General features: G+C 47.7%; 14 protein-coding genes. 8 read left to right on the top strand and 6 right to left on the bottom strand.

Translation table 11 applies throughout. The features are described 5' to 3' along the window. Positions 1–37: 37 nt before the first annotated feature. The 4 genes from ldpA to JOY44_RS08735 all read right to left on the bottom strand — a co-directional run bounded on the left by ldpA (position 38) and on the right by JOY44_RS08735 (position 3941). On the bottom strand, positions 38–1312 hold the full coding sequence (gene ldpA / locus JOY44_RS08750) for a circadian clock protein LdpA (RefSeq protein WP_171573219.1): 1275 nt from the start codon (positions 1310–1312) through the stop codon (positions 38–40). A 165-nt stretch (positions 1313–1477) separates the two neighbouring features. After that, positions 1478–1957, bottom strand: coding sequence for an NAD(P)H-quinone oxidoreductase subunit N (gene ndhN, locus JOY44_RS08745; protein WP_171573218.1), 480 nt, complete (start codon positions 1955–1957; stop codon positions 1478–1480). A gap of 193 nt (positions 1958–2150) precedes the next feature. Further along, a complete protein-coding gene (locus JOY44_RS08740; RefSeq protein WP_171573217.1) occupies positions 2151–2630 on the bottom strand; it encodes a hypothetical protein in 480 nt (159 codons plus the stop codon). Between the two features lie 114 nt (positions 2631–2744). Beyond that, positions 2745–3941, bottom strand: coding sequence for a Coenzyme F420 hydrogenase/dehydrogenase, beta subunit C-terminal domain (locus tag JOY44_RS08735; protein WP_171573216.1), 1197 nt, complete (start codon positions 3939–3941; stop codon positions 2745–2747). A gap of 154 nt (positions 3942–4095) precedes the next feature. Between JOY44_RS08735 and JOY44_RS08730 the strand changes: the two genes are divergently transcribed. Then, a complete protein-coding gene (locus JOY44_RS08730) occupies positions 4096–4578 on the top strand; it encodes an NUDIX hydrolase (RefSeq protein WP_171573215.1) in 483 nt (160 codons plus the stop codon). Here JOY44_RS08730 and JOY44_RS08725 read toward each other — a convergent pair. Both JOY44_RS08725 and pheT read right to left on the bottom strand, forming a co-directional pair. After that, positions 4575–4844 (bottom strand): YciI family protein, encoded by a 270-nt coding sequence (locus tag JOY44_RS08725; RefSeq protein ID WP_171573214.1) that lies wholly within the window; start codon positions 4842–4844, stop codon positions 4575–4577. The two genes, JOY44_RS08730 and JOY44_RS08725, sit on opposite strands and share 4 nt — an antisense overlap. Before the next feature lie 136 nt (positions 4845–4980). Next, positions 4981–7434: a phenylalanine--tRNA ligase subunit beta gene (gene pheT / locus JOY44_RS08720; protein WP_171573213.1), complete on the bottom strand. Its 2454-nt coding sequence runs from the start codon at positions 7432–7434 to the stop codon at positions 4981–4983. 412 nt (positions 7435–7846) lie between these two features. Here pheT and JOY44_RS08715 point away from each other — a divergent pair, with 412 nt between their 5' ends. The 7 genes from JOY44_RS08715 to JOY44_RS08685 all read left to right on the top strand — a co-directional run bounded on the left by JOY44_RS08715 (position 7847) and on the right by JOY44_RS08685 (position 21518). Next, positions 7847–9466 (top strand): serine/threonine-protein kinase, encoded by a 1620-nt coding sequence (locus JOY44_RS08715; protein ID WP_171573212.1) that lies wholly within the window; start codon positions 7847–7849, stop codon positions 9464–9466. Next, entirely contained in the window at positions 9444–9617 is a 174-nt protein-coding gene (locus JOY44_RS08710) for a hypothetical protein (RefSeq protein ID WP_171573211.1), read from the top strand. The genes JOY44_RS08715 and JOY44_RS08710 overlap by 23 nt, the downstream gene beginning before the upstream one ends. A 49-nt stretch (positions 9618–9666) precedes the next feature. After that, positions 9667–11754, top strand: a complete 2088-nt coding sequence (glgX, locus tag JOY44_RS08705) for a glycogen debranching protein GlgX (protein ID WP_171573210.1) — start codon at positions 9667–9669, stop codon at positions 11752–11754. An 82-nt stretch (positions 11755–11836) separates the two neighbouring features. After that, a complete protein-coding gene (locus tag JOY44_RS08700; RefSeq protein ID WP_203031957.1) occupies positions 11837–11986 on the top strand; it encodes a hypothetical protein in 150 nt (49 codons plus the stop codon). A 49-nt stretch (positions 11987–12035) separates the two neighbouring features. Continuing rightward, positions 12036–14792 (top strand): filamentous hemagglutinin N-terminal domain-containing protein, encoded by a 2757-nt coding sequence (locus JOY44_RS08695; RefSeq protein WP_171573208.1) that lies wholly within the window; start codon positions 12036–12038, stop codon positions 14790–14792. Positions 14793–15021: 229 nt separating this feature from the next. Next, positions 15022–17229 carry a phosphoketolase gene (locus tag JOY44_RS08690; protein WP_171573207.1) on the top strand — a complete coding sequence of 736 codons (2208 nt, stop codon included), beginning with the start codon at positions 15022–15024 and terminating at the stop codon, positions 17227–17229. A 242-nt stretch (positions 17230–17471) separates the two neighbouring features. Next, complete coding sequence (locus JOY44_RS08685; protein ID WP_171573206.1) at positions 17472–21518, top strand: adenylate/guanylate cyclase domain-containing protein; 4047 nt, start codon at positions 17472–17474, stop codon at positions 21516–21518. The last annotated feature ends 14 nt before the right edge of the window (positions 21519–21532 follow it).

The raw sequence follows: 21532 nt of genomic DNA, 5'->3' as shown, positions 1-21532 counted from the left end.
CGTAAATTGCTATTTAGACGATGGAGACGTTGAAACCTTAAAGTAACTCATAGTCAAATTGCGGTGTTGAGTGAAACGGTTTGAGTTGAGACACAAGGGAATGGGCAAGCTTTACGGCTTGTTGCAGAGATTTAGGGGCTTGTTCTAAAAGAATTGGCTGAAGTGATTGAACAGACTGCGATCGCAGAGTAGATGTGGCCAATCCAACAATACGTGTTGCTGATAGTTCATCTCCTTGATTAATTGCCGGAATAGGTGAAACCTTGTCGATGTTTTCCACCACTTCCAACTGTTCTAAAATGGGCGACAACAAGGCTCGAGCGTAGCTTCCATAAGCAACTCCTGAAACATGTAGAGGTGGAGAGAGTTGAGCGGTTTGCCCGGTTTCAAACTGTGGCGTTTCAAGATGTGATAGTGAGCTAGAAGCTAGCAGATTGAGCGATCGCAGTTTAGGTACAGTGTAATCATTCGTTCCTCCTGCTAGCTGAACATATCCTGGTAAGCCTGCCGCTAATACCTTTTGCCCTAGCCGAATGGCTGCTCTAGTTGCGCCATGGCCAATATCTCCGCTCATCGGGCGACCATCGGTTTGCCAAATCAGTGGGCAGGGCAACGGCGAAACAATATCGTACAGGGCCCAAAGATATTCGATTAGGTTTTCGCCATCAGGACAACTAATAGCAATTAGCTGGAGTTGGGGCAACCAAGGTTTGATTGCCAACCATAGGCGTTTAAAGTCAGTGAGCCGTCCAATTTGGGTATGAATTTCAATTGCATCAATGCCCATTTCTAGCACTAAGGGCGCGATCGCTTGGGCAGTTGAAACATAGGAGTGGGTTGAAATATGTTGAATGGGGCAAATAGGCAAGCAGCGTCCACAGCCATAGCAGCGATCTTCAATCACACCCATGCTCTTAATGGCATCTGCTGGACAAACCTGTTCACACGGACGCGAGCAGTCTGAAGGACAACTTAATGGCAAAAAAGTCGCCTTGCGAAAGTGAGGGTCTTCACCGTCATTCAGGCTAACCATGAGCAATGGCTTTTTCAGCATTGCAGAACTCTGCTGGCGGTTCGTGAAGCGATTCCCAGAGGAATCACGGCGACCAATCTCCATCGCCACATGAATTGCTTCTTTTGCTGCGATCACCACTGCCGGATCAGCCGCAATGTCAACACAGTCTACACCCGCCAAAGTATATGCCAACGTCAAGTTGCGAATAGCAGGAAGATGCTGGAAACTGGCTCCGCAGATTAGTTTAAACCAGTGCCCTTCTCTTAAAGATTGCAGCGGATAGTTTTGTTCAATCACCCCTTAATGCTAATGCCCTATGGGAAATTTTAGGGTGTTAAGGCAGAAATACTTTAAATTTTGGCGATATTACAGCCCACGCACCAATAAAAAAGACGCTCTCGCAGAGCGTCTTTTTTATCACTTGCCTTGAGTTACAAAACTCAAATTGCAAAAATGAATGCGCTATGCAGACATCACAGCCTGCTTTAAGGGTTGCCAACGGAAATAGCGATCGCCACCCAGTTCCACGGCAATCTTAACCCGTGGTTCCGTAGCAGGTAGAGTCGTCAAGTATTCAATCTCTTGACTAGTCAAGATATGCCCTTCAATAATCCACAGCAAAAGCCCTTTAGAGTTGGCAGGTAACTTCTCCAACTCATAAGAAATGATTGGCGGAATGTAATAACGATACCCGACCATTGCTCCAGTAACCGTACCGCACTTTTTACCTAAATGAGGTGGACGGACTCCATGAATCTCAGTCAGATAGGCAGCCACATCTCCTAATCCTCGTGCTGTAATCGCCAAAGAGTTATATCCAGCAGCACGAATTCGTCGTCGATAACGTCCTTCAAAACCGCCTTCCAGCGGAACATATAGACCCAACGAACCATGTAGTTCTAAATCTCGGATCAACTTTTTGCCAGTTGTAATTAGCGGCATCGATTTCTCTCTAACTATCAAAAGTTGCTAAAACAATGTAGCCGAAGGCAACACAAACGACCTGCAAAGCCTTAATTATTTGCCTATTCCACAGCAATAGTCTCTCATACTCTACAAAAAAGCTCCAAATTGGGATGAAAGGAGGTTGCTATGGATTGAATAGGGAAAAATGGTAGTTTTTCATTGATTGGATTTAAACAGCAATACTCATCCCTTGCCTCAACAGACTAACGGTCTGTGGCAAAACTCCAACCATTAAAGCAAAGGCTTCATCAGGAATTTTAGCAACGGTGTTAGCGCCAAAGTAATTGTCAAACTGATTCAAAATCATCTGCGCTCGTTGGGATGGGATGGGGTTATCAGTCAGTTGATGAGTCAATCGAATCCATTGTCGTCGAATGAGGTAGGCTTTTTGGCGCTCTTCTTGATCTTCAGGGGAAATTAAAGATAGTTCTCCAACAGGCAATACCTGATTGGAATCTACATCAAAAAAGCTGCCGACTGCCGCCCCAGGACCGGCAAACTCTGCATAGAATTGCTTGTAGATGATCAGTCCATTTCGCCGTCTACTATTGACCATCCAAAGCTGCCCACTGGTCAGTTGGCCAAGAACAAGGTTATTGTCTCGATTTTCAGTAGGATTGGGCAGGGAGCTTGGATTTTCATTCGTCATATTGCTGTTATCAATCAACAAGTTACTCAACCTGCTAGAAATGGTAACTCCTTAAATCTAAAAAATAAGCATTGAAACGGTCAATAGCGCGATTAGTTCAGTTGAATTCCGTCTTCACTTTTTAGGTAGTTTGTACTGGTTTACAATTCGTTTAGCATATTCAGGAACGTGAGCCTCCAGCTTTTCGGGATAGTTACGTTGGACATAAAGATAATTGCGAGTGAAGTGGGAGTCAATTGAAAAGCGTGCATACTCCAGCCCTTTAGGACCAATGCGCTCAATCACCACGCCCATCAGTTTGGCTGCCCACATGGGCAAGGTCACGCCCTTGTCGTAAGCGGGGATACTTTGCTGAACGGCATCTTTGCGATCGCCTTGAGATATCACTGGTTGCGTCTCGATTTGATCATTCACCAGATCCAGCATCTCTTGACCGCGATCGTTGCGCACCACAATCCACTGCCAGCCAAAGGGTGCGCCCATATAACCCACAACCAGATCAGCCAAAGAATTTACATAGTCAAAACAACTCATGCAGGACGGCGCAAATACATCCTTGAGTTGATTGGTCTTTAAACCAAAGAAAGGCACGGTTTCGGTAGAGCCATCTTCATGTTTAAAGTGAACGCGGAAATCCTGCATGAATTCATAGGAAACCACGGTGGACGGCGATCGACTGGTGGTATCCAAAAACTTTTGCAGTCCAGCACGGGTGACATTATCTACACAGGGCGTTCCCAGCACATAGAGTTTTTCTAAGCCCAATTGCTTTTCCACGGTCCGCAGCGCTTGAATTTGACAGCCCACTCCAATCACTAGCAACCGCTTCATGCCAGATTGCTCAATCTGCTCTAATACCGACAGGTTGGGGGAAAGGGTTGGTTTATTCACACGCGCCGCCAAGATTTCCTCTGGAGTGCGGGCAATTATGGGCTTGGGCTGAAAGCGATCTTCCTCAGTGTTCTGAACACAAATTACGCCTTCCACCATGCCGCGAGTTAGCATTTCAATCGCAATACTGCTGACAATTCCTGTCCATTGGGCACCCGCGATCGGCTCCTTTTTTTTGGCTGCCATCATGTCTTGATGCACACCAAAGTACCAATCGTCTTCGCTGTCTAGGTTGCGGCTGCGATCGTGGGTTTCTACTTCCAGTTCCGCAATATGCTGGGTCAAAAAGGCGCAGGCGTCTTTGACGTAATGAATGTAGTAGGTATCGCACAGCCCACATTCGCTGCACAGTTCCTTAGCAGGGCGACGACTGGAGGGCTTTAGAGCCTTAGCTTTTTCATGAGAAGGAGTGGCAGACATAGTCAAAATGATGGGCTATCAAGCTTTTTGAAAGGTTTGGAGCTTTCTCCCACAATACCTTGAGCAGATGTTGAATATTTGCAATATATGAAATTCGGTAGTGCAGAGGTGATGTTGAGTAACTAAACGCATTTTATCCCTCACGAAAGTCACTATGGATTTGCCAATTCCAGTTCGAGTTGCTGTTGCAGCATATATCATTCGCAAAAATCACCAAGGCTCATATCAACTGTTGCTGTTCAAGCATTCAGATTGTCCTGAGGCACCTCTACAAATTCCAGGTGGTGGAGTAGACCCCGAAGAAACCTTTGAACAGGCGTTGCACCGAGAAATCTGGGAGGAGTCTGGCTTAACAAGCCTCTCAGTAATTCGCAAACTTGGAGTTGCTGAAATGTGTTGGTGTCAGCCCCGCAAGCTAATCTCGCAGCGCCACTGCTTTTTGTTGGAAGGGGCGGCTGATCTGCCAGGACGTTGGGAGCATGTGGTTGCAGGAGATGGCATGGATGCAGGAATGGTATTTTCCTACTTTTGGCATTCTCTTAGCCTGGAGTTTGCTATCCCCTATGATCTGGGTTCTTTCTTGTATCCGCAGTACATTCCAGAGTTATATTCACTGGTGCCCCACCCTGTATTTTAGATAGCCTGAATCCATTCTTTCACTTCATAGTCAGTCCAGATGTTATTTTGCCAGTAAGGATCGGACTCAATCAGTTGGCGGACGGTGGCTTCATCGTCCGCTTCGTAAATGCCAAAGCATTGAGTTAGGTCTTTTGTGGGACCGAGCGTCACAAGTACTCCGGCTGCTTTTTGCTGGGCAAGTCCATCTAAATGAGCTTGACGATGAGGAGTACGTTTTTTTAAAACGTCGTCGCAGTAGGTTCCCCAGAGAATATATTTCGGCATAGAAAATGAATGTAAGCGTTAAAGGTTTGCTGTGGAAAGATTTGAGCAGGTTATTGTTGAAGTGCAAAAAGTTGGTCGATCGCCATCAGTTTGTGGGTCGTAATCGCTTGGCTTATTGCATTTCCCCTAAAATCCCCTAACTTCTCAAATCGACTCTGAATTTTTCCACCAGAGTTTCGCGGACTTTTTGCTGAATGGGGTTGATGTCATCTTCAGTGAGGGTGCGATCGCCTGATCGATAGACCAACCGAAATGCCAAACTGCGCTGACCTTCTGGCACGTTTTGACCGCGATACTCATCGAATAAATCGATGGAATCTAGCAGGTTGCCCCCGGCTGTGCGGATGGTGCGTTCGATGTCTGCCACTGAAAACTGGGTGGGAACGAAGAACGCAATATCGCGATCGGAGGCAGGAAACGCAGAAAACGGTTTGAAGGTGGGAACAAGCATGTCTTCTTGATCAAGCTCGCTTAGCAGCACGTCGAGATCTAGCTCAAAGGCATACACCTCATCAGGGAAGCCGCGTTCTAGTCGAAGTTGGGGATGCAGTTGCCCAAAGGTGCCTAGACGGTTGCCGCGTATCCAAAGCGACGCTGTGCGACCGGGATGAAGTCGCTCATCCCTTAGATCGGGCTGATATTCTACAGCAAGACCTAGTCGGCGAAACACGCTCTCTAAGAGTCCTTTTGCTTCAAACCAGGTGATCGGCTTTTCACGCCCTCCTTGCGCCCATTTACCCTGGACGGAGTCACCCCCAAAAATGCCCGCAATCGCATCCGCTTCTTGCAGCCCCTCTTCTTCAGACCAAAAAATGCGTCCGTATTCAAATCCTTGAAGTGCCCCGTTTCCCTGCTCTAAGTTATATTGAAACGCATCAATTAAGCCTGATAGCAAGTTGGTTCGGAGGGCAGAGTAATCAGGAAAAAGGGGGTTGGATAAGATAATCTGCCGTTCTTCACCAGGTTTTACTAGGGAGTAATGAGCAAGCTCAGTCAAGCCTACAGCGCGAAATGCTTCTCGAATGTTGCGGGTTAGCTGCTGCTCAATCGATAGATATCCGGCTTCTGTTTTCTCAGGTAAGGTTTCAGAGAAATTGTTGTAGCCATAGAGACGAGCAATTTCTTCAATTAGATCAATTTCTCGCTCTAAATCGCGATAGCGGTAAGGAGGTACGGCAACTTTCCATACTCCTGCCGTTGTTGGAGAAAACACTTCACACCCTAATGCTCTCAAAATTCGTTCGATCTCCGCAGGTTGAAGTTCACCTAGTTCGTCGCCCAAAGTGACGGGACCTAAAATTTGATTAACCCGCTCTAGCCGTAACTCAATGGATCGCGTCATGCTGGACTGATTACGCATGTCAGCAATTTTTTGAGAAGCGATCGCCCCGCCTGCCAATTCTATAATCAGCGCTAAGGCTCGGCGACAGGCAAATTCTAGCTCTGCTTGATTTATGCCTCGCTCATAGCGGGCTGAAGCCTCAGTTCGTAATCCTTGAGAACGAGCAGATCGCCGAATCGTCGCAGAGTCAAATAACGCCGCTTCCAGCATCAGGTTTTGAGTCCCCTCATGCACTTCGGTTGCTTCACCACCCATCACTCCCGCGAGTGCTACGGGTTTGTCATTTGCAGTAATGAATAGGGCTTGCTCTGTCAACGTGCGCGTTTGCCCATCCAGAGTTTTAAGGGTTTCTCCTGCATTAGCAAACCGTACCCCCATTTGCAGCAGAGTCTCTGAGGGCTGGTGGCTGACTGCACACAGGCGATCGCGATCAAATGCGTGCAACGGTTGCCCCCATTCCAGCAAAACGTAGTTGGTAATATCCACCACGTTATTGATGGGTCGAACACCGGAAGCCTGTAAACGCTGCTGTAACCAGATTGGAGAAGGAGCGATCGCGATCCCTGTCACCTCCGTTCCAATATAAGTTGGGCAAGCTTGAGATTCAGAAACTTTGATCAACAAAGCATCTGTGCCTGATGGCGCTTTCAGTTCGGGTACTTGAGGCAACCGGAGGACTGCTCCCGTTAGCGCCACAATTTCCCGTGCAATTCCTACCATGCTAAGCGCGTCTGCCCGATTAGCTGTGGAGGTTAAATCCAAAATTACATCATCCAGCCCCAGTAAAGGGCGAACATCCATGCCTGGTTTAAAAGAGTCATCTTGAAAACAATGGATTCCTGCAGATTCTTTTGCTAGGCCCAATTCTGATAGAGAACAAATCATCCCTTCCGAAGCAACCCCACGCAACTTAGCAGGTTTGATTTTGAGTCCGTTTTCTCCTACTTTTGGCAAAAAGGTGCCCAAGGTAGCAACAGGAACATATAAGTCTGCTTGAACATTAGCGGCCCCACAGACAATAGTCGAAGGGTTTGCTTGACCAATATCAACCGTGCAAATGCTCAGCTTATCGGCATTGGGGTGCTGCTCTCGCGTTAGAACCTTGCCGACTAATACACCGTCTGCCCAAGTGCGTCGATCTTCAATATCTTCCACTTCAAAGCCCGCCATTGTCAGCATTTCTGCTAACTCTGCTGGAGTAATGGCAATATCAACTAGTTCTCGCAACCAGTTCAAAGAAATACGCATGGATGCTTCAGCCTAACTACATCCGCTATTCTACCGCCTTACCTCCCAAGCCTTTTCATTCGCACACCCTATCTATCTACGAAATCTTGCTTTTCTAGAAGGTATTATAAACATTCGCATGATTTCAATTTCTCCAAGGGCGGTATTGAAGGATTGAGGATATGCTTTTGTTACAGAGTTTCTGATTATGGGCATGTTAAATAAATGAATCTGCGTCCTGATCAGTCATCACAGTCCATAAACACACAAATATCCATCATTGCTGGCAGCCAAAACAAAACGCGAAAGCTTTAGTGATTTTTTAATAAGACTAATGCAAGAATGCCATCCCATTTTGGTGTTCGCGTTTGGATAATGGAAAGTAGCATAACGAAATGTCCTCAGCAGTTGAAATTAGAGCGAGTGAAGCTGAATGAGCTACTGCTTGAATCCAGCCTGTCCTAGTCCCCAAAACCTTACTCACACTGAGCTTTGTCAGGCTTGTGGTTATAAGTTGCTGTTGCGCGATCGCTACCGCATTATTCAAGCTCTTGGGCAAGGTGGCTTTGGTGCAACGTTTTTAGCAGCGAATGAAAGCCTTCCTGGCAAACCAAGCTGTGTAATCAAGCAACTGCGTCCCAATGCCACGGCTCCCCACGTAATGGAGATGGCACGAGAGTTGTTCGCACGAGAAGCTGCGACCCTTGGACGCATTGGCAACCACCCACAAATTCCTTCCCTGCTAGATTACTTTGAAGAAGATGCGATTTTTTATCTGGTTCAAGAGTATGTGAGTGGTTTGACCTTACAGCAAGAGATTAAAGGGTCTGGACCCCGAAGCGAGAACCAAGTAAAAATGTTTCTCAGTGAAATCTTACCCATTCTGGAATACGTTCATGGAAGTAAGGTAATCCACCGAGACATTAAACCTGCCAATATGATTCGACGAAACCAGGATCAGAAATTGGTGCTGATTGATTTTGGGGCGGTAAAGAACCAAAATACGCAGCAGACTAGCACGTCCGATCAAACTGCGCTAACTTCTTATGCGATCGGCACTCCTGGCTTTGCACCACCCGAACAAATGGCGATGCGTCCAGTTCCTGCTAGTGATATTTATGCCCTTGGTGTAACCTGCATCTATTTATTGACAGGCAAATCGCCCAAAGATCTTGATTACGATCCTTCAACGGGCGAGTTGCTGTGGCAAAAGTACGTTTCTATTAGTGAGCATTTTCAAGCTGTGCTGAGCAAGATGCTTGAAATTTCGGTTAAGCAACGCTATCGAACAGCACCGGAAGTATTTCGTGCGCTTGATTTAGAAGATCATTTAGAAATGTTGGAAAACAGCATGACTTCAATCAAGCCCGGTGCCAACACTGGACGTAAAAATTCCGATCACCGAGGCATAGATTCAACTGGAACGAAGGTTTCGCCCCATGCTCGCATGGCGATGGCAATCCGGACGCGACAACAGCCTCGCTATGATTCTACCAATCTTCAATCTGGCTTTACCCGTGGACGATTAGCAGATTCGGACCGTTTGAATTCTGGCATTGCCTCCCGAGGCAAAAGTTCTGCTGGCAAAGGACGAGACAACTCAAACGGAAAAAAAGTGCCCTTACGTTTAGATGCGGAAGGATTACAAAACTATTACTCCAAAGGCAAACGAGATTTTGCAAGTCACGATTTGCGATCGCTCTCGCTAGCAAAAGCAAACCTGGAAGGAGCAAACTTTCATCAAGCTAATTTGAGCAAAATCAATCTGCAAGGTGCCAATCTCTTCAACGCCGATTTTGGTAAGGCAACCGTGCATCAAGCCTGCCTACGTGATGCCAACTTGGGTAAAGCGTATATGAGTAACGCTGATCTAGAAGGAGCTGACCTTCGGGGAGCGGATCTCAGTGGCGCTTATTTGCTAAACGCCAATCTACGGGGTGCCAATTTGTGCGGCACGAACCTATCGGGTGCCAAGGTAACCGAAGAACAGTTGGCAATGGCACGCACCAATTGGATGACCATCCGACCCAATGGCAAGCGTGGTATTTGGTGATTTCAGGGTACGGCTGCAAGTTATTCGGCGCAATATCTCAAAAGGTTTACAAAGCCCTGTCTTAGCAGGGTTTAATGTTGCCGCGATCGCCCCTGAAATCGGCATGGCTCACATCCCAACAGATAGGGATTGGTGGCTAGAGAAGGATTGAAGCAAGCTATGATAACCGTCAGAAATTATTTCTCTGGGGGCACTAGGCAATGGATGCGATAAGTCAGGAAAGTTTGCCAGGTCGGAGTTTTCCATTAGGCGCAACTGTTTATCCAGATGGTGTCAACTTTTCCCTCTTTTCCAAAAGCAGCACCGCTGTTGAGCTTTTGCTGTTTGCTGCACCGGATGATCCACAGCCTAGTCAGGTAATTAACCTTGATCCTAAGCATAATAAAACGTTTTACTATTGGCACGTGTTTGTACCCAAACTTACCGCTGGGCAAGTTTATGCCTATCGAGTTTATGGTCCTTATGCACCTGACCAAGGGCATCGATTTGATGGCAACAAAGTTTTGTTAGATCCGTATTCTACTGCCGTGGTTGGGTGGGAGCATTACAGCCGAGAAGCGGCAATTTTGCCCGGAGATAATTGCCCGCAAGCCTTAAGAAGCGTTGTCCTCGACCCGACTATCTACGACTGGGAAGGCGACATCCCGCTTCACACTCCCTATGCCAAAACCATCATTTATGAACTGCACGTCGCTGGCTTTACTCGCCATCCTAACTCTGGGGTTGCTCCAGCAAAACGCGGCACCTATGCTGGACTGATTGAAAAAATCCCCTATTTAAAGCAATTAGGCATTACGGCTGTGGAGTTAATGCCCATCCATGAATTTGATGAGCAAGATGCTCGACCCGGCTTAAGAAACTATTGGGGTTACAGCACTCTGGCATTTTTCGCTCCCCATCGTGCCTATAGTTATTCCCAAGATCCGCTGGGTCCAGTGAATGAATTTCGAGATATGGTGAAAGCTTTTCACAGGGCGGGGATTGAGGTGATTTTGGATGTCGTGTTCAACCATACGGCAGAAGGAAATGAGGAAGGTCCAACTCTGTCGTTTAGAGGTTTGGAAAACCGCGCTTATTACCTACTAGAAAAAGATCCAACCTATTACAGCAATTACACGGGTTGCGGCAATACAGTCAGAGCAAATCACGAAGTTGTGACTCGATTAATCCTGGATTGCTTGCGCTATTGGGTGGATGTGATGCATGTGGATGGGTTTCGATTTGATCTAGCTTCATGCCTGTCACGGGGCAAGTTGGGGCATCCAATGGAAGACCCGCCGTTGCTATGGTCGATTGAATCTGATCCGGTGTTGGCTGGCGTTAAGATTATTGCGGAAGCATGGGATGCGGGTGGATTGTATCAGGTGGGGTCGTTTATTGGCGATCGCTTTGCCGAATGGAATGGACCGTTTCGGGATGATGTGCGGCGCTTTATCAAAAGCGATTCTGGCGTAATCAATGAATTTGCGGCACGGATTTTAGGCAGCCCAGATATTTTTCAGCAGCCTGATCGCGAACCCAATCGCAGTATCAACTTCGTCACCTGTCACGACGGCTTTACGTTAAATGATTTGGTTTCCTATAACGACAAACACAATGAAGATAATGGCGAACAGAGCCGCGACGGTGCCAACGATAATCACAGTTGGAATTGCGGCACTGAGGGAGACACTAAAGATGTTATTATCGGGCGCTTGCGCGATCGCCAAATCAGAAACTTTTTAACTGCCCTCTTCCTGTCTCAAGGAACGCCGATGCTGCTGATGGGTGATGAAGTGCGGCGTACTCAATTGGGAAACAACAACGCCTACTGTCAAAATAACGAACTCAGTTGGTTTGACTGGAGCTTAATCGACAAACATGCCGATTTGCTAAGGTTTGTTCAAGGCATGATCCACTTAACCCAATCCCTTGAGCTGTATCAACAAGAGCGTCTCTTAGAACTTTCAGCTCAAGATCACAAGCCCCATCTTCTCTGGCATGGGCTTAAATTAGGTCAGCCAGACTGGAGTGAGGATTCCCATAGCATTGCATTTAGCCTCTACCATCCCACGATTCAAGAACACCTGTATGTTATTTTCAATGCTGACTGGAAATCCGTCATCTTTGAACTGCCAACCTTGGAACCGGGCCACGGCTGGCATCGCATTGTAGATACTAGCCTGCCATCCCCAGAGGATTTTCAAGCTCCTCAGGAAGCACGTCGCATTCAGAAAGCCATTTACCCCGCTGAAGCCCGGTCTTCAATTGTATTAATGTCTTTGCCGACCCAAAGCGGGCGGAGATGATGTGCGGTCCTCATTCTTCTTAGACATTCTTTGCCTGTATTGCTTGTTAAAAAGTCTTCAGCGTTTCCTTTTCCTCGATCATTTGCAAACAGCGAGGCAACAAGCTGAAATTCAAGTCTGGCAAGCACTGGCTTTGGGCGATCGCTTGTGCTGTTTCTTGGATGCCCAAAGGGCTTTTGTCAGTTCACAGTTGCCTCTGCCACAAACCGAAATTTTGGTAATCGCTCCTTAAATCTGCTGGTAGAATAACCGCAATTCTACCCCCCCCCCCGTCACCTATCATGCCGCTGAGATTGTCACACCGCATCGCCTTATCAGCCTGCATCGTCGCTGCTACTCCCCTCACTGCCCAACCCCCAACCTATTCTCAAAGCATCACCTTTGACGGCACTTTGGGAACTACCCGAAACTTGACGGGACCAGCCTACCAAATTCAGCAAAGCGATGGCATCACAGTAGGCACCAACCTATTTCATAGCTTTGGACGATTTAGCCTGAATCAAGGTGAAAGTGTAGTTTTTTTCAGTGCCGATAACATCCGCAATATCCTAGCTCGTGTTACAGGTGGAAGTCCTTCTTTAATTAACGGTGAAATATTTACAGATAGTTTTGCAGTCAATCTTTTCCTGATTAATCCCAAAGGAATTATTTTCGGTCCCGATGCTTCGCTCGATATTGGGGGTGCTACACGGGGATCATTTATTGCAACCACAGTGGATGCCATCACATTTCCCGGAGGTCATCAATTTAGTGCTACAAACCCAGGTAATCGTCAAAGTTTATTGAATCTCGTAGGTGATCCTAGTGGTTTTCTAGCGTCTCAGCGTACTCCAGCCCCCATTCAAGTCATTGGTAGTAATTTAGATGTGTATCTTGATCAAAGGCTGCTTCTACTAGGCGGCAATGTGACATTAGATAACGCTTCTTTGATTGCTAATGGTGGATCAATTCAGTTGGGTAGTGTAACAGGGGCAGGAATTATAGACCTAAGTATCTCAGATACTCAGTTGAACCTTCAATTTCCATCATCTTTACCTCGTGGAGATATTAAAATTGCGAATGGCTCAAAAATTGACACAGGAGCGTTTGGAAGTAACGGTGGAGACATTCTTATAGAGGCTGGTTCTTTATCGGTGACCGATGGTTCAGATATATTTTCAGGTGCTATAGGGTCGGCAAAGGGGGGCAACATCCTGATTAATGTTCAAGGTGTTACTCGCTTTGACGGAACAGACACCAATGGCGATCCCACTGCTGCTATAACCTCCGTGCTATTGGGTGATTCCACTAGTAGAGCAGGAGATTTGCAAATCAATACAGGGACATTGTTAGTCACCAATGGCGCACTTTTATCCACTTCTCCAGTCTTAGGGCAGGGGGGGTCTGGCAACATCATTATCAATGCCCAAGATTCTGTGATTTTTGATGGAGAAGGTTCCAAAAATCAAAGTCGTGCTGTATCTTCTCTAGTTTTGGCAGAGGGACAAGGGGGAGACATTCAGATTACAACCGGATCGCTCTTTGTCAGAAATGGGGCTGACTTGGTTACGTCAACTGTAGGAATTGGAAATGCAGGGGATATTGTGATCAATGCGCGCGACACTGTTGTATTTGATGGGATTGGTAATCCCAATAGTGGGCGGATTAGCAGTGCGAGCAGTTCAGTCGAGCAGGGATCGAGCGGCAACGGAGGAGACATCCGAATTGCTACAGGATCTCTTTTTATCACTAACGGAGCAGGATTGAATTCTAGTTCTGCTGGCATAGGTGATGCTGGAGCTATTACGATTGATGCCCGTGATCAAGTTGTGGTTGATGGAGCTAGCGTCATAAGCCCTAGTGGAATAGCAAGTTTTTTACTACTTGGTGAAGGTAAAGGTGGCGACATTTCCATAGCTACAGGATCTTTTACTGCATCAGGCGGGCTTGTGTCTTCTGGCAATCTTCTTGGCAAAGGTGATTCTGGGAACATAGCCATCTCTGCACGAGACAACGTGACAATTCGCGCTGGCGGAGTTGTTAGTACCCAAACGTTTGGGGAGGGAGATGCTGGTAGTTTGAGAATTTTGGCAGGCAAATCTGTGCTGTTGGATAGTGGTAAGGTTTCAGCCGATTCAAATTCAGTTCAAGATACAGTCATTTTTGAGGAGCGCCGAAGCGGTCTTTCCCTACAGCAATTTGGACTACCACAAACGCAACTTGATTTATTAGCTCTCTTGCCGCCTAGAAGTGGACGGGCTGGAAATATTGAGATTGCAACGCCCTTAATGCAAATGGATCGCGGCAGTCAAATTGTCTCCACTACGACATCGGGTGATGGCGGCAATATTATCCTCAATATCCATGATCTGTTGCTGATGCGGCGAGGCAGTAAAATTTCGACCACGGCGGGTACGTTTGATTTAGGTGGCAATGGCGGCAACATCACCATCAACACTCCTAAAGGATTCATTGTTGGAGTGAAGGGCGAGAACAGCGATATTAGCGCTAATGCGTTTACGGGCAGTGGTGGTCGGGTCAACATTACCGCCCAGGGGATTTATGGGTTGCAGTTTCGTCCGAAGTCAACAGAGTTCAGCGACATTACCGCTAGTTCTACCTTTGGTGTGAGCGGAGTGGTGGCGATTAATACGCTCGGCATTGATCCGAGTCGCGGATTACAGCCGTTGCCCGTCAGTCTGGTCGATCCCTCCAACCGAATTGATCAGAAATGTGCGGCGGGAAGTGGCTTTCAGCGGAGTTCGTTTACAGTAACCGGGCGGGGTGGGTTACCAGAGAATCCCTTCGATCCGTTACAGAGTGGTGAAGGCGTTGCCTCTTGGGTCGAAGTGAAAGCAGAGGGCAATGGGCAAAGAGCAGAAGGAGCTAGGGAGGGTGGAGAAGCGAGGGGAGGCAGCAGAGAAGGGAAAGATCCAATCATCGAGGCAAATGGCTGGGTGGTTGACAAGGGTGGAAGTATTTTTCTGGTGGCAAACGGTTCAATGGTAGAAGATCAAGGCTCTTGGCAGGGCTTGCCAACCTGTTTGCTTGATCAGTGAAGTGTGGCAGAAGAGAAAGCTGATTTAATCCTCTTTTGAGTTTTAAGTACGAAGTACGGAGTGCGGAGTGCTGAACCCCGAACCCCGAACCCCGAACCTACATTGCCAAAACTCAATAGCTAGCCTGCAAAGGTTAGTATCAAGCCCATCAATTTTTTGTGTAGATCGCTGTGTAGGATAAAGTATTGAGCGATTTCGCCCTTTCATCGTTGCACCAGGTATCTCAAGCATGACGGCAGTTACTCCTACACCCAAGTCCGCTCCAGCATTTTGTGAGGGAATTCAATATTTTGCAGATTCCTATCCTGAATTCGATCGCTATGGCATGATGCCCGCGATTTTAGACGGCAAAACTGCCATCACTACGCCGAATGATCCCTGTGCTGTTTATCAAACCTTGCTCTATGCAGATGCGTTGCGCTACCTGACGCTGCAAATAACTGCCAGCAAAGCATCGGGGCATCCCGGCGGGTTTGCCAGTCAGGCAGAAGCTTATGCTGCCTTGGTGATGTTGGGGCACAAAAACTTTGTTACAGAAGTGGGGCACCATGCTCCTGGTTTCTATAGCGCCATGTTTTTGGATCGCTCCTTAGAAGATATGGGCATTGAAACGGTGCAGCAGTTGCGCGATCGCTACCGGGAACGCCACGGATTGCTGGGGCACCTATCGGGGCAAATTCCAGGATTACTCGCTCCAGCGGGACCGCTTGGTCAGGGGCAACACTTCGCTATGGCAGGCGCATTGCTCCATCCCGATAAGCTGTTTCCCTTCACGGTAGGGGATGGCGGTTTGGGCGAACCCTACATCGTTAGTTCCATGGCGCATTTCCATACTGCTTATCCAAACGCGACTAATTTTCTGCCCGTGTTGGTGTGGAATGGCTTTTCCCAAGAGCATCACAGCATGGTGTCTACGATGTCGAGCGATCGCATGATGGCATATTGGCGTGGCAATGGCTTTGAACAAATAGTGCTGGTGGATGCCAAAGAATTTGATGACCAAAACCAACCGGGCGACTTTATCGACAGCACGATTTTTTCTTTCAAACAGCGATTGGCGTTCACTCAAGCCGTTCTAGAGGGTATGGAAAAAGCGGCAAAGTCTGCGCTGAACGGCACATTGACTGTTTTTATTATCAAGCAGTTGAAAGGAGCCGGAGTTCATGCGCGGGGAGCCAAATCGCACAACCTTTACGCCTACCACACCTTAGAGAATCCTGATATTGTAAGCGCACTGAAAACCCGTGCCCTGCCTGCCGCAGCCTGGGAAGTGGTGCGAACCAACTGCAACCGGGCCGGAGGCGGATCTGCTAGCAAAACCGTAGTGACCGAATTTGTGCGATCGCTGCCTGACTTGGGACAACTTCCTTTGGAAGAATTTGCCTTGGGTGAAGAATCCAAAGTTTCCACCACCACCATGGGCAAGCTGGTGGGCTACGTTGGGCAAACCGATCCCAGCTACTTGGTAACTAACGCGGATGGCAATGAGGCTTCTGGCATCGCCAACATCAACCAGGCGCTCAAAATCATTCACCCCACACCAGATCCGCTGTACAACCAAAATCCAATTGGGCAGGTTTATGAACCGCTGAGCGAAGATGCCTGTGCCGGATTGGCAGCCGGGTTAGCTCTGATGGGTTGCCGCACGCTGTGGTGTTCCTACGAATCCTTTGCGATCAACGGCTTACCCATTTGGCAAACGGTGATTCAGGCAATGGCAGAACTACGCCGCCCTACGCCATCTACCATCACCCTATTTACCGCAGGGGCATTAGAGCAAGGACGCAACGGCTGGACTCATCAACGTCCAGAAATCGAAGCTTACTTCGCTGCGATGATGCGAAATGGCAATGTGTTTCCTGTTTTTCCGCCCGATGCTAATAGCGTCCAGGTTTGCTATGACTGGGGTTTGGCGACTCAAAACAAAGGCATTGTAATCACCGCAAGCAAATCGCCGTTGCCCATTCGCACTACGTTTGAGCAAACGCGACAAGCGCTTAAAGAGGGCGCGATCGCCCTGCACGAAAGTCAGGGCAGCAAAACCATTGTGTTTGCTGTGATTGGCGACATGATTCTCAATCCAGTGTTTGAAGCTGCCAAACAGCTAGAGGCACAGGGATCGGGCGTACGGATTGTGGCGATCGTCAGTCCGCGCCGCCTCTATCGCCCCTCAGATGTGGCGTGGGAAATGTGTTCTGAGCCAGATGGTGGCTTTTTGGATGATGCCGGCTTCGATCGCCTATTTGGTGGCGATGCTCTTATCGGCGTGATCGGCGGAGCCAGCGCCATGCTAGAACCCGTTATGCTTCGCAGCACCACCAAACGGGACACCTTTGCCTGGAAACGCGGCGATACCACCGCTAGTGCAGGCGAACTAATGGCACTCAACGGCATTACCCCAGAAGCGCTAACAAAACGGGCAATTGAATTAATTTAAGTAGGTATTAGGTATCAGGTATTGGGTATCGGGTGGTAGGATTCGGGTGAAGCAGGTGTTTGGTTTCAGGTGTCAAGTGTCGGGAGTTAGAAGTTCGTTAACCCTGTTTCCCGGTTCCTAAACCCTAATCATAAAGTGCTGATTTAATTCTCTTCGCCCTTAGCAGGGGGAATGCCTTTGCAATGGTATTAAATAAGCTGCCTGCGTTGTCCCGTTTTTCGGCGAATTCTCGAGCGAATGCTGTGAAAAAGGTTCCGCTCTATTTAGTGATGGCTGTGCCCTTGGTCATTCAAGTGATAGGAGCCGTAGTCGCAGTTGGCTTGCTGTCTTACCAAAATGGGCAGAAAGCAGTGAATGAAGTAGCAAACCAGGTTCGCAATGAATCCGGTAGTCGGATTCATCAGCATTTAGATGATTATCTGGCAACTCCGCTCCAACTGAACCGAACCAATGCCGACGCGATCGAGCTAGGGTTGCTAAACCTGCAAAACTTTGAGGTTGCCGGAAAATATTTTTGGCGGCAAATGAGCATATTTAATGTGGGCTACATCAGCTATGCCAACCCAAAAGGCGATTTTATTGGGGTTGAGCGACTGGATACTGGAGAGCTGTTGATTAACGAGAAATCGACTCGAACAAAGAATCAGCAATACACATTTACCACCACACCCCAAGGCGATCGCGCCAAGATGATCAAAATCACTCCAAACTACAACCCCTTGACCGAAGGATGGTATGTGGATGGTGTGAAAGTCCGTAAACCTGCTTGGAGTTCCATTTATAACTGGGACGATAAAACAGAGGTCATGTCCATTAGCGCAAACTATCCGCTATACGGCAAAGATGGAAAATTGATTGGGGTGATGGGCGTAGACCAAATTTTGACCCAAGTTAGCGACTTTCTGGCAAGCATTCAAGTCAGTAAAACTGGAGAAACCTTTATTTTAGAGCGCTCTGGAAAACTGGTTGCCACCTCGTCGAAAACTGAAAAGCCATTTCGCCTCGTCAGCGGCAAGGCCGTTCGCCTCAGCGCCACCGATAGTTCTGATCTGATGATTCGCGATAGCACCCATTTCTTAATCAAGACTTTTGGCGACTTGGGAAAAATTAATCAAACTGAAAAGCTGGAATTTCGTCTGCAAGATCAGCGCCAATTTTTGCTAGTCACGCCCTGGAAAGACGCCTATGGACTGGATTGGTTAATTGTGGTGATGGTGCCCGAAACCGACTTCATGGGGCAAATTCATGCCAATACGCGCAATACCTTGCTGGGCTGTGCGATCGCCCTAGCCGCCGCAACTCTATTTGGCATTCCCACCTCTCGCTGGATTGCGCGCCAAATTTTGCAGCTGAGCCGCGCCTCAGAAGCCCTCGCCAATGGGCAACTTCATCAAAATGTGCAAGCAAAAGGGATTACCGAACTCGAAACCTTGGCAACCTCCTTTAATCGGATGGCTCAACAGTTACAGGAATCTTTTACCATCCTGGAACAAACAAATGCCAGTTTAGAGCAGCGGGTGCAAGAACGTACCGCTTCTTTAGCCACAGCGGAAGCCGAACTCAGAGCTTTGTTTGCCGCCATGATCGATTTAGTCGTCGTCTATGACCAAGATGGGCGATTTCTAAAAATTGTGTCCACCGATCCGACCCAACTGATTAGTCCAATATCGGAGCAAATCGGCAAGACTGCCCACGAGTTGATGCCAACCGACCAAGCCGATAAGGTGGTGCGAGGAATTCGGCAAGCCTTGCAGACGGGTCAAGTGGTGAATGTAGAATATTGCTTGGTTGTGGATGATCAGGCAATTTGGTTTTCTGCGAATGTGTCACCGTTGTCTCAAGAAACGGTCATTTGGGTGGCACGAGATGTGAGCGAACACAAACACAGAGAAGCGGAACGGCAACAAGCAGAAGAAGCGCTCCGCCAAAATGATCGCCAACTGCGAAAACAAAACCGTATCTTATTAGAACTGGCAAAAAGTACGGTGTTGAATGAGGGTAATCTTGATGCTGCCCTTCAACAAATTACTGAAGCTGCTACCCGCACATTAGAAATAGAGCGTGCGAGTGTGTGGCGGTTTAATGACACTTACACCACGCTGCACTGTTTGGATTTGTATCAGCGATCGCCCAACCAACACACTTCGGGCACCCAACTCACGGCGACCGACTATCCGATTTACTTCAGCGCTTTAGAAGAAGAAGTCACCATCACAGCCGATGCTGTTCAGACCGATCCGCGCACTCAAGAGTTAGCTGACTCTTATCTAAAAATAACTGGGGTTACCTCCCTGTTGGATACGCCCATTCGCTCTGGTGGACAAACTGTTGGAGTCGTTTGCCTGGAACAGGTCGGCAAAAACCATCACTGGACTGTAGAAGAACAAAGCTTTGCCCGTTCCATTGCCGATCTGATCGCTTTAGGAATTGCGGCTCAAACCCGTCGCCGCACTGAAGAAGCCCTCAACATTTCCCAAGAAAAGTTTGCCAAAGCCTTTCGGGCTTCTCCCGATTTCATCACAATCACTTCCCTGAAAACGGGGCACTTTATTGATGTGAACGAAAGCTTTTTAGAAGGGTCTGGCTACACCCATGCAGAAGTGTTAGGTCAAACCATGTTTGATTTGGGTGCTTGGGCAAACCACGACGATCGCACAGAACTAAACCGCCTAATTGCCGAGCAAGCAGGGATCAAAGACTTAGAAATTCAACTTCGCAAAAAAAATGGTGAAGTAATGACTGCCTTGCTCTCGGCTGAAATCATTGAGCTAGAAGGAGAACCTTGCTTACTTTCTGTGACGAAGGATATCACGGATCGTAAACGGGCAGAAGCCGCGATCGCTGAAAGCCAGAAAAAATATCGCGACTTGGTAGAATCCGCCAACACCATCATCTTGCGCTGGAATACGGGTGGCTATATCACCTTCCTAAACCACTATGGACAAGAGTTTTTTGGCTATACAGAGCAGGAAATTTTAGGGCGAAACATTATTGGCACCCTGGTTCCTGCTCAAGCAGACTCTTGGGAGAACCTGCAACTTTGGATTGAGCAACTGTGTCAAACCCCAGAACACTACCAGGATGCGGAATCTGAAAACTCTCGCAGCACTGGAGAACAGGTTTGGGTCAAATGGTCAATCAAAGCCATTTTGGATGAGCAAGGCGAGATTAATGAAATTTTGTCGATCGGATTTGACATTAGCGATCGCAAGCGGGCTGAAGCAGCCCTTCAGGAAAAAGAACAATATCTCCGCTTGATTTTAGATAACATTCCGCAACAGGTGTTTTGGAAAGATACTAACCTGGTCTTTTTGGGCTGCAACCAAAACTGGGCAGAAGCCGCCCAACTTGACGATCCGGATCAAATCATCGGCAAAACCGATTTTGACCTGTTGTCTGATCCGGCTATCGCCGAGCAGTTTCGCGCCCAAGATCGCCACATCATGGAAACTGATACGCCCCAACTCCATTTCATTGCCCCTAAGGCTAAATCATTGGATGGCAAAAAATCCTGGCTGGATATCAGCAAAATTCCCATTCATGATCCCTACTACAATGTCATCGGCATTCTGGGCGTAGTTGAAGATATTACTCTTCGTAAGGAGGCGGAGGAAGCCCTCGCAACTGAACAAGAACGCTCCGAAAAGCTGCTGCTTAATGTGTTACCCCAAGCGATCGCCAATCAACTCAAACAAAGCTTAAATCTACTGCAAGAGCAGCATACCAAAGCCCTAATTGCCGAAAACTATGATGAAGTAACCGTCCTGTTTGCAGATATCGTTAGCTTTACTAATCTGTCTGCAAATATTTCTGCCGCCGATTTAGTTGGATTGCTTAATCGGATTTTTCTGGTGTTTGATGACCTGTGCGAGAAGCACGGCATTGAAAAAATAAAAACCATTGGCGATGCTTATCTAGCAGTGGGAGGACTACCGAATCCACGCTCTGATCATGCCGAAGCGATCGCCAATATGGCATTGGATATTCAGCAAGAAATCAATCAGTTCCGCACTTATGAAGGACACGCGATCGCCGTCCGAGTGGGCATCAATACCGGCTCTGTAATTGCTGGAGTGATCGGCAAAAAGAAATTCACCTATGACCTCTGGGGAGACACCGTTAATATTGCTAACCGCATGGAGTCTCATGGCATCCCCGGAAAAATTCAAGTCACCGAAGCTACCTACCAGCGCTTGAAAGATCAGTATCAATTTGAACGGCGGGGAATTGTTGACGTAAAAGGAAAAGGTGAAATGGCGACCTATTGGTTGCTCAGCAAAAACAGCTAGTTATCCCAATTCGC

It is taken from the genome of Leptolyngbya sp. Cla-17, assembly GCF_016807185.1.
In the GTDB taxonomy this organism is placed as follows: domain Bacteria; phylum Cyanobacteriota; class Cyanobacteriia; order Leptolyngbyales; family Leptolyngbyaceae; genus ULC077BIN1.
This window is presented reverse-complemented; position numbering and strand designations above follow the sequence as displayed.